This window comes from Halobacillus alkaliphilus (assembly GCF_900113125.1).
GTDB lineage: Bacteria > Bacillota > Bacilli > Bacillales > Halobacillaceae > Halobacillus > Halobacillus alkaliphilus.
Map to the genome: position 1 here is coordinate 37,544 of NZ_FOOG01000007.1, position 13,557 is coordinate 51,100.

The following is a 13,557-nucleotide window of genomic DNA, read 5'->3' on the forward strand; positions in this document are numbered from 1 at the left end:
CTTGCCCTCCTCCTTCGTTACGTCATTTGCATGTATTTTCCTTCATAAAACGCAAGTGGCTCCCCGTCTTGAAGATTTAAATTGATCACCTCTCCCACATAAAGTGTATGGTCCCCTGCCTCATGGGACTGATAGACATTACAGACAAGGCTGACAAGGGCATCTTCAATTACGGGAAGACCTTCCACCGTTTCAAATTTCACCTGTTTATCTTCTTTAATTTGACCTGCAAAAATCATCGACATTTCCTTTTGATCTCCAGAGAGAATATTGACGGTAAATTGATTAGACTTTTCAATCACTTCATTCATTTTCGCTTTTTTATCGATGGATATAAGCACAAGCTTGGGATCAAGGGAGACTGACATAAACGCATTGGCGGTCATGCCGTGCACCTGCCCTTCAACTTCTGACACAATCACCGTTACCCCTGTCGCAAACTTCCCCATAGCCGTTCGGAACATACGATTGTCCATCATAATCACCTCTTGTTAATTTTTCTTGCTCAAGTAACAAACGTCGGTTTGCGCTTTTTCAACTTCGGCTCTGTGAGCGTTACTTTCTTATTTGAATGAATATCTAGAACTTCTGATGCTTCATCAAACCAACTGTCAGGGGCTTCGTGTCCCCAAAACGTCTGACGCATTGGGTCATTCAGATCCCAGCGCACCGGTTTAAAGTCTGGGTCACTTGTTAAATAATCTCCGTTATAGAGTTCGATACGATGACCATCTGGATCCCGCAAGTAAAGGAACAGCGCATTCGATAAGCCGTGCCGCCCAGGACCGCGTTCAATCGATGGGCCGTAACCCATTGATGCAAGCACATCACAGCCATCGATCAAATTCATCGGATCTTTTAACCAGAAACCGATATGGTGGAGCCTCGGTCCCAGCCCATTCATATAAGCAACATCGTGGACACTTGGTTTACGATGCAGCCAGGCCGCCCATATTTTCTTTTCTTCCCCTTCGGTATATTCAGAGCAGGCGAAGCCTAGTTGATTGATATAGTGATCGTATGCTTTCCCTACATCCGGGACCATGCAGTTAAAATGGTCAATCCGCTGTACCTTCGCCCCTTTATGATAGTGATATTTCTGGATCATTCGTTCAGCCTGATCCATTTCCGCATAGTACTCCACAGGCAAACCAGAGAGATCTTGAATTCTAAGCGCCCGGCCAACTGCTTCCTGGGAGCCCGCTTCCATCCACTTCACTTCGGTGCCCTGCCCTTCATAAAAAGCAGCGAGTTGATCTAAGTCTTTTTCAGATTTTACTTTATAGCTGATCACTTCAACGGCAGGAATATCCCTTTTCTTCAGTACAATACTATGGTGATTATGCTCTTCAAGCCCTCTGAAAAATATTTTTTCATCATCTGACGCTGTTTCTATGAAACCAAGAGCTTCATAAAAAGCTCTTGATTTCTCTAAGTCTGTGACATGTAAAACGGCGCGTCCCGCACGGATGATATCAAAATCCATTGTCTTCACTCCTTATACGTTTGTATAGTTTGGTTTGGAAGTTTTTACTTTCTCCAGGAAATCTTGCACATAGTCTTTATAAGGCTCTTTATTGAATTGCTCAAAGTAAGTCATCCCCATTTTCACTGGGTCACCGAAGAAGTAATACTCATAGTGAGTCTGCCTGCTGCCAAAAGCACTCATCGTAAGATCCCAGGCAAGACGGAAAAGTTTCACACGTTCATAGCCTTCCATATTCTTAGACTGCAGCGCGCGATTGACAATCGGTCCAATTTCTTCGTGATGGAAATCCTCTTCTGTTGGAATGCCCATCAGCCCGGAGGCTCCTAGTATTCGAAGTATTTCTACAAGGCGTGGATAAATTCTTGGATACCAGTTTCTAGCTGCGTTCAAAGCATCAAAGTCAGGGGTCATCGTGCCCCATTTATCGAGCTTGGCATTGTGCTCAGCTTTAAAGAGGTGAGACTTCATCGTTTCAAGCGCCAGCATAATTTCGGTACCTTTGTCCTGGACGTGCTGGAACTTATCGATGCCAATGGATTCCATAAGGTTTAAGACAATCCCCAGCAGGAATTCCGTTTTGACAACGTTTTTAGCCACCACCTGGTGGGACATATGCACAACAGCGTTTGTCTCTGTGAAAGTGCGGTTACAAATGGAAGAATTTCCACAAACAAAAACTTTCTCCCAGGGGACGAACACATTATCAAAGTAAACAATGGCATCTCCCTCTTCAAAACGGCTGCTTAATGGGTGATCCCAGGTGTTCTTACCGTTATCAAAGGATTCACGGCTGATGAACTTAAGCCCTGGCGTATTGTTTGGTACCACAAAGGCAAGAGAATAAGGATCATCGAGCTCGCCAGCCTTTTTAACGGTTGAAGGGAAGACGAGGATCTCATCCGTAATTCCACCTTGAGTGGCAAGTAAGCGTGCACCTTCGACAATAATTCCGTCCGAACGTTTCTCAACGAGATGAAGCGCTACATTCGCATCCTTTTGCTCATACTGTGCTTTTTGACGGTTCACTTGCGGGTGAATCAATGTGTGCGTCAAGCTGATATCATTTTCCCGTGCGTAGTCATAATAATTTTTTGCATTCTCTGCGAACATCGGGTCATCTTCGCCAAACAAGTCATTGGCTACCCCCATAGCCATAACTTCTGCATTCAAATAGTCAGGTGAGCGTCCCATCAACCCTCCGGAAAGACGTGCCCATTCCTGAATCGCTTCTCGACGCTTGATTAAATCATCTATTGTTTCAGGCCGGTAAAAAGTCATCCCTACTTTGTCGCCTGTTTGAGGAGAGGTATAGAGCATCTTTTCAGATTTTTCATATTGAAGGTCATATAAATCCGCCATAGACTGAACAACATTTTGGAAGGCTGGATGAGTCGTCGGGTCGTCGACACGCTCTCCGTGAATATAGATATTATTCTTAGCATTTTTTAACTTCTCTTTATATTGAGCACCTGTTTTTGCTGGCATAAATAAACTCCTCCTTGATTATTTTTTTCCAAATTGCGGGATGCGGTGTTCTCCCAGCGCTACATGGATGATTTGCACTTCTGTATAAAATTCAAAGGCATAATGTCCGCCTTCGCGCCCAATTCCACTGTGTTTGGAACCACCGAATGGAGTTCTTAAATCCCGCACATTCTGAGAGTTAATCCACAACATTCCAGAGTCAACCGCTTGCGCAACCCGGTGACCTCGCTGAAGATCTTTGGTCCACACATAGCCCGCCAGTCCGTAACGAACATTATTCGCTAGATCGACCGCTTCCGCTTCATCTTTGAAAGTCATCACAGCAATTACTGGACCGAAAATCTCTTCCTGTACCACTCTCATTGATGTGTCTGCGTTAAGAAGCAAAGTTGGGGCTACAAAATTGCCGCGGCTGTGTTCTTTCGGAACCGATCCACTGATAACCTGACATCCTTCTTCTTCCGCCAGTTCTAAATAGCTTTTCACACTTTCATAGTGTTTCGTATGAATTAACGGTCCGACCTGCGTGTCTTCTTTCATTGGATCACCGACCACAATATTCTCTACTCGATCTTTCAGAGCTGCGATAAAATCTGAAGCGATGTCTTCGTGGACATATAATCTTGAGTTGGCTGTACAGCGTTCTCCGTTAAATGAGAATATCCCCCACGTGCAAGCATCGATTGCCCGCTCAAAGTCTGCATCATCAAACACGATGATTGGGGATTTCCCACCTAACTCCATCGAAAAGCTCTTCAGCGTGTCTGCTCCATTTTTCATAATTTCAGATCCTGTGGACGTTTCTCCTGTAAACGAGATCAACTCCACATCTTCATGAGCGACTAACGACGCCCCGGCCGTCTCCCCATAACCATGAACGACATTGAAGACCCCGTCAGGAAGACCAGCTTTATCAATAATTTCAGCTAAGCGATTCGCTGTAAGCGGTGACCATTCGGCAGGTTTTAACACGACTGTATTTCCGGTAGCAAGCGCTGGTGCAATCTTCCACGTCTCAAGCATGAATGGTGCGTTCCAGGGAGTAATTAACCCGGCTACTCCAACAGGCTTATGGATCGTGTAGTTAAGAAAGTCATTATCCACCTGGTAGGCATCTCCGACCAGACGACTTTTCACCATCTCTGCGTAGAATCTGAAATTGTGAGCAGCGCGAGCGACCATTTTCTTCGTTTGGCTGATCGGCAGGCCCGTATCGTATGATTCAAGCGGAGCAATTTCCTCAATATGCTCATCAATCAAGTCTGCAATTTTGTAAATGTAGCTTAACCGTTCATTTTGAGAAAGGCTTCCCCAATCTCCTTTGAAAGCTTTCCTGGCTGCTTTTACCGCTTTGTCTATATCCGCTTCCGCTCCAGAAGCTACTTTGTTGATTTTTTCATTGGTAAACGGGTTATAATTATCAAATTGCTCGTGATTTTCCGCATTTACAAAAGCTCCATCAATGTAAAGCTGAATATCTTTCACTTCTTTGATCACACGTTTTCCTGCTTGGTTAATATCAGATAAAGTAAGTTCACTCATGCTTATCCTCCTATTTGATAGCGCTTTCTTAATTGCTCAAAAAAATAATTTCCTTCCATGGACTAAATTTGCAAATATTTGCTAAAGTTTGTATATTCAAATTATCACACAGGCTTATTTATATTAAAAATATCTATAATATCTATATTACATATGATTTTCATATACATAATTAATGGGGGATAAAACAATGGATATTAAGCAATTACGATATTTTCGTACAGTTGCTGAGGAAAGGCAAGTAACAAAAGCAGCAAAAAAGCTACACATGGCTCAGCCTCCTCTCAGCCAGCAGATTAAATTGATAGAGGAAGAACTTGACCTGAAGCTGTTTGACCGCCATGGTCGTAAACTCGAATTGACGAGCGCAGGAGAAGTGCTTTATCAAAAAGCAGGTCAGATCCTTAACGAGTTAGAGGAAACTCTTGTAGAAGTTAAAGAGACCAATGAAGGAATTACAGGTACTCTTCAAATAGGTTCCAACAAATCATGCTTTTCGTCCTTAACGGGTCCGTTAAATCAATTGAGACAACAGTATCCCCAACTGACCTATCAACTTAGAGAAGGAGACACCTACTTTCTGGCCGAGTGTATTCGAAGACGAGAAATTGAAATGGCCGTTGTCCGCCTTCCATTTGAACGGGATGAATTTGAAATGATCCCTCTTTCTCCTGAACCTTATGTATTAGTGACCCCTGCCTACTGGGAAGTGTTCTCGGCAGGTACTGTAGAAGTGGAAGTCGAGGACTTAAAAGGCATTCCGTTAATGCTATTACACCGCATCAGCGGTATGGGACAATTTGAATTGGTCGTGGATGAGTGCAGGAAGCATGGGTTTGACCCTAATGTTATCTGTGAATGCCCAGATCCAACCATGCTATTATCACTCGTAGCTAATGGAATGGGAGCATCCATTGTTCCGCGCTCTACCTTAGAAGCGTTTTCTTTTTCGAATATCAAGAGCTATGAGTTTAGAAATGCGGATATTGAAGCGAAAGCTGTAATTATCTGGCATAAAGACCGGTATCTAACGAAAGCTTCGCGAAGGTTGCTGCGATTGTTTGAATTAAACGAGACTGACTTATAAGGATTGAGGCAGGAAATCTTTGCAATGCAGGTAGTGAGTCTTATGGTTGGAGAGGATAACTCCTTTAGGTATCATTTATAGCTTGATCATAAAACCTGCTTGGGCGATCCTTCCTCAAGCAATTTTGTGTTTATCTAATATAAAAAGAACTTCCTACAGATTTGGAAGTTCTTTTTATATTACTATGCTATCGTGCGTTTACCCTTTCCGTTTGAACGCCCTCCTCTTCAATCTGCCTGTTTGAAGTGAACAAACTTAAACCAATAAACACAGTGGTTGATAGAGGTAAAGCATAGAACAGAGGATCTACATGGGTCCAAGGGTAAGCAAGAAGGTAGCCTTTTCCAAAAAGAGCCTCAGAAAGACCAAAGGCTACTGACTGCTTTTCATGCAAAAATAAGAAACCGAACATGCTGACTCCAAACCCGGTAATAATACTGTAAACTGCTCCTGCACGGGAAGCTTTTTTCCAATAAAACGCTCCAACTAACGCAGGAAGGAACCCGGCAGCGCAAATTCCGAACCAGAAAGCGGTAGCCTGCGCGATGACTCCTCCTGGTAAAAGGTAAGCAAGAATTACAGATAAAATGACACCAACAATGACCCCAAGGCGTGCTGGGCTTATAACATTTCCTAACACGGATCGAATGCCTAATGTTTTCAGGATGTCTTCACCAAACGCACTTGCCTGTACGTGGATAAGAGAGCTTACGGTAGAAATCGTCGCTGACAGAAGAGTGAGCGTAAATACATAGATGAACCAACCGGGCATGAGTGTATTGATAAACTTTGGAATGACAAGATCAGGGTTTCCACCCGCTACACTAATCGAAAGTTGTCCCGCTGTTTCCATAAAATATACATTACTGAGCGGACCGATCATGTAAGCCGCTCCTGTCATGAAAAAGATAAAAATTCCACCCACAAGAACAGAGCGATAAAGAGCACGGTCGTTATTTACGGTCATGCAACGCATCGCTAACTGAGGCTGTGCAAGAACCCCAATACCGACGCCCATGATAATCGTGCTGACAAGTGTCCACCACATTGGCGAGCCCAATTCCGGCATACTTGTCCACCCCTGATGTCCCTGAGATGCGAGGGAATCAGGAACCATCGATTTAAGTGATGCCAGTGCCTGATGACCATCCACAATGCCCCCTACCGCTTGATAACTGGTAAATAAGAAGATCGCCATCCCGATGAGCATGATCACAGCAGCGAAGGCATCGGTATACATGACGGCCTTAATACCTCCACCAATGACGTAAAGTGCGATAATCACGGCAAGAATCAATAATGCTGCATTAAAGTTCATCGACAAGGTTTCCTGCAGGAAGCGACCACCGCCTATCAACACAATACTAGTGTAGGCAGGCATAAAGATGAAAATGACCACACCTGAGAATACCGTAATGAACTTCGAATTATAATGCTTTCCTAATAAAGAAGGGAAAGTCGTAGCGTCTAATTTCAGCGAGAGCCTGCGTATCTTTTTACCAAATACAGCAAAAGCCACGAAGATTCCCAGCACAATATTTAAGAAAGCAAGCCACAATAGACTTAATCCATAAATAGAAGCAACACCTCCAAAGCCGACCATGGCGGACGTACTAATAAACGTAGCTCCGTAAGACAAAGCCATAACGATGGGGTTAATATTCCTTCCGCCTACTAGATAGTCCGCTTCAGACGTTGTCTTTTTATAGCCATAATACGCTAACAGAGACATAACACCGATGTAAGCCAGACATAAAGGGATTAATACAGATAGGTTCACTCTCGCTCACCTCCGCCCCGATTCCACATGACGGCCCCGTAAATCACACAGCCAAGTGCGGACAACACGGTAGCGACCCACACAAATGCAACAGACACATCTTCAATACCTAACATATTCGCCCTCCTTTAATATTGGGGTGCTAAGAGTGTTTTTACAGAAAGCGCTTTCACCAATCCTAAAAGAAGAAGACCTTATTCAGGTCCTTTATCATTTCTATCTAAACCGGCTGTGGATATTGTTATGTTTATAGGTTTTATGCTGAAACTCTACTAGTTCCAGAGACAAAGCTAAGTATTTTTCTTCAAGAATCGAAGCAAAGTGTTCCTTCATCACATCAAATAGTTTTTCGCAGGTGGCCTGCTTTGCTTCTTCACTTCTGCCTTTTCCTATTTTTAACGTTGTATGAACGAACGAGTCATCCTCTTTCCCATCAGCAATGCGATACTCCGTGACTTTATGGGCCCTTACACGGATTCCACCAACCGGATAGGTATCACCAAGTTCAATTAACACCTGACCCAGCTTATGGAGCAGACTTTGAATATCCGTCTGAGGACTTAGGTTATCCGTATATTCTACAATCACATGCGGCATGATTCTTCCTCCTTCTTGTCAGCTTGGCTCCCCGGTAATCGTATTGACCAGGCGTCCTAAGCCTACAATCTCTGTAATGACCTCGTCTCCTACTTTTGTATCCACTGTTCCTTTGGGGGTACCTGTCAGGATAAGATCCCCTGGACTTAGCGTCATAAAGCTGCTTAAATATTCAACGAGCTCAGGGATATCAAAAATCATATCCTTCGTGGAGCCTTCCTGCACCAGTTCGCCATTCACATACGTACGCAAAGCTAGATTCATAGGGTCTTGAACTTCTGCGGCATCGACCAGCCACGGGCCAATCGGCGTGCAATGATCCCGGTTCTTTACTCGCAAGTTGGGCCGGTAATAATTTTCCAAGTAATCACGAACCGCATAGTCATTGGCAATCGTATAGCCGGAAATATAACTGTATGCGTCTTCTTTTTTCACGTTTTTTGCTTCTCGCCCAATGACGACAGCCAGTTCACATTCATAATGCATATGAGTCACATCAGAAGGACGATAGGTTTTGCCTCGGTGACCGACAAAAGTGTTTGGTCCTTTCAAAAATACAAGCGGCTCTTCCGGTGCATTGAAAGAAAGCTCGCTCGCATGATCAAAATAATTTAATCCAAGTGCAAAACTTGTTTGAGGCTCAATTGGGGGCAGCCAAACCACCTCTTCCTCCGCCACTTGCTGACCATTGTCCAGTTGAATACCTTCAGAATGCTCCGTCGCCTTATAAATTCCGCCTTGAAAAGCTACCCGTGCTGTCTTCATAATCTAATCCCTCCTACGGCTGCTTCTTTTTTTACCTTATTTTCAAGGACGCCTACCTGCTCAATATCTATTCGAATTTGGTCCCCATCCTTTACACGAGGAGGATTTTCTGGAATACCGACAAGCAGCGTATCACCTTTTTCAAGGGTCATAAATTCGGTGACATCTGAAAGCAGCTGCGCAACCGAACGAACTAGATTCCCTGTATGATTTTCTTGCTTACATTCCCCATTCACATAGACACGAATAGTCAGGTTGTCAGGGGTCGGTACGTCATCACGCTCTACGATCCACGGACCTGCAGGACAAAATCCATCACGTGATTTATGCTTAACCGCCGGTCTAAAAACGCTTTCATGAGGGACACTAATATCATTAACAATTGTATAGCCCTCAATATAGCTCATGGCTTCATCCTCACTGACCCGTGAAGCTTTTTCCCCGATCACGAGGCCAAGACAGGCTCCCACTTCAAGTTCTGATACATCCTCAGGCATGGGGATAACGGTCTGATTCCCAGTAATCGTGTTTTTAGGTTTGATATAGAGAATCGGAGCTTTTGGAGGGGATTTGTAGGGATCCTGATGTAAGGCGTCTTCCATTTGATCCAGTGCACCTTGATAGTTTAGTAATGTACCGTAAACCGTACCTGATATCGGGGGATCCCAGGTATAATTGGATGAATCTACACTTCCATTCCATTGAACAGTACCTTCATTCAGATGAACGTCAATTTCCTGCATCTGCAACCTGCCGCTAAATTTAGCTTTCGCTTTGGGCATTCCATTCACTCCTTCTAGTAAGAATCATGTCATTTTGTAAAATATTCACAATTATCATGTAATTACAAAGTAACACTCGACCTTTTATATATAAAATATTGATTAAGTTCGTTTTGCATATGAAAAAAATATAACTCTGTTTTATTAGGTAAACAACTCACTTTAACTGATCATGCCCACCTCTTTATACTTAATATTTTTGGCGTTCATATGATTATAGGAAGATCAACTCGATTTCTATTCAGCTAGAAGATAAATTTTCTCTGCCCTAAAGACCTCAGAGCTCTTCTCTTACTTTGCACCACTGTAATCTACCAAAAAAAGAGCCGAAAATCGGCTCCTTCCTTGATTATCTTTGAATTTTAGTTAAATGGTCAAAAAGTATCTTCGTCGCGTCCAGCTGGCCGGCTACTTTTCCGGTTAAGGAGGATGCTTGCGACAACGGTCCTCCAGGCCACGTGTGTCCTCCACCTTCAATGGAGTAGAACACAACTTTCTCTTCTTCTTGCGGGTAAGAGTTTTTTATAATGGAGAATTCTTCGTCCTCCATAACCCGCTCGTAATGATTGTTTCCACTGTCTCCCCAAGATGCTACAAAAAACTCAACTGTTTTTTCTGCAGAGAGCAGCTGGTCAATCATGTAGGTTGAATCATAATAGCCATCATAAGGCACGAGCTTATCACCCGTTCCCATGATGAAAAGCATCGGCATAGGTTTGCTCCATTGAAACTTCTCGGCTAAATCTTTGACCAGGGGGCCTGAAACTCCTCCCACCCCGGCAAAAACATCCTGGCATTCAAGTCCAAGCCTCAAGCTGAAGGCCGATCCGTTGGAGAACCCCGTGGCATAAATTCTGCTTTCATCCACGGGATACCGTTGTTTAAACCATTCAATCAATTCCAACACAAACCCGACATCATTGACCTTCCGCTGAAACGCCGTATTTTTCTCTCTGCCTTCATTCCACTGCTTTGTCATCCGGTCTGAAGGATCGAAATGAACTGCATCAGGAAAGACGGTTATAACTTGATGATCTTCTGAGAGTTTGTGGAATGCTGTAACTTTCATATGGTGCCTTGCACTGCTTCCAGCGCCATGAAAGCAGAAAACAACAGGTAAACACGGCTCCATATGCTCAGGTAGACTGTAATAAAAGGTTCGATTTCTTTCTTCAAATGTCATGGTTACTGGTCCGAGAACTTCCAAGATGATCTTCCTTTTCTCATTATATTAATGACTTCCTGTTCCTGATGAAACTCGTTGCTTTTCAAAATCCACCACATCTTCCGTTGCGAGCGGAGTGAGTGTAAAGCCCGTGTAGCCATAAATGATGGCAATAATCGGAGAAATAAAACAGATAAACGAAAACGGAATATAACCGATTCCGACATTCAAGGTGGTCATAATAAACGCTCCCGTTACCCCCCATGGAATTAAAGGGTGGACGAGAGTCCCCGCATCTTCAAGCGTCCGGGACATATTTTTAGGATGAAGATTCGTCTGCTCATAACTTTCCTCAAGCATTTGCCCTGGAAGAATTATAGACAGATACTGTTCACCTACAACAACATTGATTCCTATACAAGATAAAACGGTAGACGTGATAACATTGCCACGGCTTCTCAAGAAACTTTTTAAACCTGCAATAATGGCATGAGCTAAGCCGATTTCCCTTATGATACCCCCGAATGAAAGCGCTATCAAAATTAGCGATACACCAAATAGCATACTATCTAACCCGCCTAGTGACAATAAGTTATCAATTGCTTCTACTCCTGTATCCGCCGTGTACCCGAAATGCGCTGTATTCATAATTGTACCAAGGGACACCCCTGGAACCGTATAAAAAGTAGTGAGTACTGCAGCCATCAACCCGATAATCAAAGATGGAATCGGACTAACTTTTCTAAAAGCAAGAATGATAATAAGCAGAGGAGAAATAAGCGTGACGGGTGTCAGCATAAATTCATTATTCAACGTCGTCATCATCGATTCTACTTTTCCTATATCGGCTGCCTCTCTACTGGAAAATATTCCAATTGCTGCAAAGATCCCGAGCGTAATAATTAAGCTTGGAATGGTTGTCCAAAGCATATGGCGGATATGCTGGAAAATATCAACTTTAGCTGTAGCTGCAGCCAAGTTTGTCGTATCCGATAGAGGGGACAATTTATCTCCAAACAATGCGCCGCTTACAATAGCACCGGCCGTTACAGCTGGAGAAATAGACATCCCATAAGCCACGCCCATCAAGGCAATCCCGATTGTACTAATGGCACTCCAGGAACTTCCCGTCATCGTGGCTACTACGGCTGTAATAATTACAGCACTAACTAAAAACAGGGATGGAGATAGTACTTGCAGACCGTAGTATGTAATGGTTTGAACGGTACCATTCAATACCCAGACACCAACTGTTATTCCGATCAAGCTTAAGATAATGATGGCAGGGACACCATACGAGACTCCTTTTGTCATAGCTCTTTCTAACTCTTTCCACTTGTACCCTAATCTAAGTCCATACAACGTAACAATCACCGCAGCAATGACAATTGGAATATGAGGCGCTGTGCCATAGACTAAAATGCTGACTCCAAGGATGGCAATGATCAAAAGAATAACAAGACTCGAAACGAGAAACGAAGGCTTTCTTTTTTCCATGTAATTCCCCTCTCCAGGATTATTGAAAAAATTCTACCGTTTTCTTCCTTTCTTGATTAACCTCATTTTAGCCACCAGTAAAGCGCGAGGATCGAACCTGCACGCCTACAGCTATCGGTTCTATCTATATTAACTCGACTAACATTCCATATGGGTTTTCAATATAGTCAATGAACCGGTTCGTGAAGGCAACTGATTGAGAACCGTCGGCAACTCGGTGATCAAAAGTCAGCGTCACATTCATCATCTGTCTGATGACAATTTCCTCATCAATTACTACGGGCATTTTCTTCGTTTTATGGAAGGCCATCAAGCCCGTTTCCGGATAATTTAAAATCGGTGTCGCTCCGGTGCTTCCCATCGGACCGACGTTACTAATGGTAAAGGTCCCTCCCCGTAAGTCCTGTCCAGAAAGCTTATTATCCACCGCCTTTTTCGTTAAGTCTTTCATCTGTTTATGGATCTCTACTAATGATAGATTTTCAACGTTTTTTAAAACAGGTACGATTAACCCTTCGTCAGTTCCGGTGGCGAGTCCGATATTATAAGACGATTCTAAAAGGATTTCTCCTTTCTCTTCGTCTAACTTAGAGTTAAATATCGGAAATTCTTTAAGGGATAGCTGGAGAGCTTTGATAAAAAAGGCGGCAACCGATACTTGGATACCTGGACGACGGTCTGTGCCTTTCTTCAGCTGATCTTTCAGCTTTAATACTTCCGTCATATCCACTTCATCAAAATGAGTGACGTGGGGAGCCGTATAAAGCGATTGGGTCATTTTTTTGGCAATTTGTTTTCTTCGGCCTTTGAATGGAATAGTTTGCTGCTGTCTTTCTCGTTCGACTGGCTGCTGTTTTTTCACTTCCTCTTCTTCTTTAACAGGAGAAGGCTGCGACTTCGCTTCCATAAAAGCGAAGACATCTTCATCGAGGATCCTTCCTCCTTTTCCTGTCCCCTGAACCTCTTCAATCTTGATGCCCTGTTCTCTGGCAACCCTCCTTGTATGAGGGGAAGCCTTCACTCGAGTAGATGGAAGGTCCCAATTGAAGTTTCTTGGTCCAGAACTTTGAGACGTCTCTGTACTTGGCGCCTGTCCAGCAAGTACTTGTTGCTTAGAGGACTGCTTTTGTTCAGATCTCATCGTTAAAATGGTCGTCCCCACTTCGATCACATCGCCTACGGCATAATGAATGTCCTCAATGACTCCTTCTGCTGGCGCGGTCAGTTCAGCCGTCATTTTGTCTGTCTGAACTTCAATAAGAGGAGCGTCATTTTTCACAAAGTCCCCTTTTTTCACAAAATAATAAAGAATTTCAGCTTCATGCATTCCTTCCCCAATATCGTGCAATTTTACATCCATGCTCCGGA

At 43.5% G+C, this 13,557-nt stretch carries 13 protein-coding genes; 1 reads left to right on the forward strand and 12 read right to left on the reverse strand.

The annotated features are described in order from the left end of the window. Positions 1 to 17 precede the first annotated feature (17 nt). Genes BMZ06_RS06060 through hpaE form a run of 4 tightly spaced genes read right to left on the reverse strand, consistent with a single transcriptional unit; the run spans position 18 to position 4,516 of the window. On the reverse strand, positions 18 to 476 hold the full coding sequence (locus BMZ06_RS06060) for a flavin reductase family protein (protein ID WP_089751123.1): 459 nt from the start codon (positions 474 to 476) through the stop codon (positions 18 to 20). Positions 477 to 505: 29 nt separating this feature from the next. Further along, the gene (hpaD, locus tag BMZ06_RS06065; protein WP_089751125.1) at positions 506 to 1,486 is read right to left on the reverse strand and encodes a 3,4-dihydroxyphenylacetate 2,3-dioxygenase; all 981 of its coding nucleotides are present in this window, start codon (positions 1,484 to 1,486) and stop codon (positions 506 to 508) included. Positions 1,487 to 1,498: 12 nt separating this feature from the next. Further along, a complete protein-coding gene (hpaB, locus tag BMZ06_RS06070) occupies positions 1,499 to 2,974 on the reverse strand; it encodes a 4-hydroxyphenylacetate 3-monooxygenase, oxygenase component (protein WP_089751126.1) in 1,476 nt (491 codons plus the stop codon). Positions 2,975 to 2,992: 18 nt separating this feature from the next. Next, positions 2,993 to 4,516: a 5-carboxymethyl-2-hydroxymuconate semialdehyde dehydrogenase gene (gene hpaE / locus BMZ06_RS06075; protein ID WP_089751128.1), complete on the reverse strand. Its 1,524-nt coding sequence runs from the start codon at positions 4,514 to 4,516 to the stop codon at positions 2,993 to 2,995. Between the two features lie 190 nt (positions 4,517 to 4,706). Between hpaE and BMZ06_RS06080 the strand changes: the two genes are divergently transcribed. After that, positions 4,707 to 5,603, forward strand: coding sequence for a LysR family transcriptional regulator (locus tag BMZ06_RS06080; protein ID WP_089751129.1), 897 nt, complete (start codon positions 4,707 to 4,709; stop codon positions 5,601 to 5,603). A 187-nt stretch (positions 5,604 to 5,790) separates the two neighbouring features. On the opposite strand, the gene BMZ06_RS06085 is transcribed toward BMZ06_RS06080, so the two are convergent. The 8 genes from BMZ06_RS06085 to BMZ06_RS06115 all read right to left on the reverse strand — a co-directional run bounded on the left by BMZ06_RS06085 (position 5,791) and on the right by BMZ06_RS06115 (position 13,549). Next, on the reverse strand, positions 5,791 to 7,383 hold the full coding sequence (locus tag BMZ06_RS06085) for a sodium:solute symporter family protein (protein ID WP_089751131.1): 1,593 nt from the start codon (positions 7,381 to 7,383) through the stop codon (positions 5,791 to 5,793). Continuing rightward, positions 7,380 to 7,499, reverse strand: a complete 120-nt coding sequence (locus tag BMZ06_RS21200; RefSeq protein ID WP_342708561.1) for a symporter small accessory protein — start codon at positions 7,497 to 7,499, stop codon at positions 7,380 to 7,382. The genes BMZ06_RS06085 and BMZ06_RS21200 overlap by 4 nt, the downstream gene beginning before the upstream one ends. A gap of 100 nt (positions 7,500 to 7,599) precedes the next feature. Continuing rightward, positions 7,600 to 7,980 carry a 5-carboxymethyl-2-hydroxymuconate Delta-isomerase gene (locus tag BMZ06_RS06090; protein WP_089751134.1) on the reverse strand — a complete coding sequence of 127 codons (381 nt, stop codon included), beginning with the start codon at positions 7,978 to 7,980 and terminating at the stop codon, positions 7,600 to 7,602. A gap of 18 nt (positions 7,981 to 7,998) precedes the next feature. Next, positions 7,999 to 8,745 (reverse strand): fumarylacetoacetate hydrolase family protein, encoded by a 747-nt coding sequence (locus BMZ06_RS06095; protein ID WP_089751136.1) that lies wholly within the window; start codon positions 8,743 to 8,745, stop codon positions 7,999 to 8,001. Then, positions 8,742 to 9,527, reverse strand: a complete 786-nt coding sequence (locus BMZ06_RS06100; RefSeq protein WP_089751137.1) for a fumarylacetoacetate hydrolase family protein — start codon at positions 9,525 to 9,527, stop codon at positions 8,742 to 8,744. Before BMZ06_RS06100 ends, BMZ06_RS06095 begins: the two co-directional genes overlap by 4 nt. Before the next feature lie 349 nt (positions 9,528 to 9,876). Then, positions 9,877 to 10,734, reverse strand: a complete 858-nt coding sequence (locus BMZ06_RS06105) for a CE1 family esterase (RefSeq protein WP_089751139.1) — start codon at positions 10,732 to 10,734, stop codon at positions 9,877 to 9,879. A gap of 24 nt (positions 10,735 to 10,758) precedes the next feature. After that, positions 10,759 to 12,189: a Na+/H+ antiporter NhaC gene (gene nhaC / locus BMZ06_RS06110; RefSeq protein WP_089751141.1), complete on the reverse strand. Its 1,431-nt coding sequence runs from the start codon at positions 12,187 to 12,189 to the stop codon at positions 10,759 to 10,761. A 124-nt stretch (positions 12,190 to 12,313) separates the two neighbouring features. After that, positions 12,314 to 13,549, reverse strand: coding sequence for a dihydrolipoamide acetyltransferase family protein (locus tag BMZ06_RS06115; protein ID WP_089751142.1), 1,236 nt, complete (start codon positions 13,547 to 13,549; stop codon positions 12,314 to 12,316). Positions 13,550 to 13,557 lie beyond the last annotated feature (8 nt).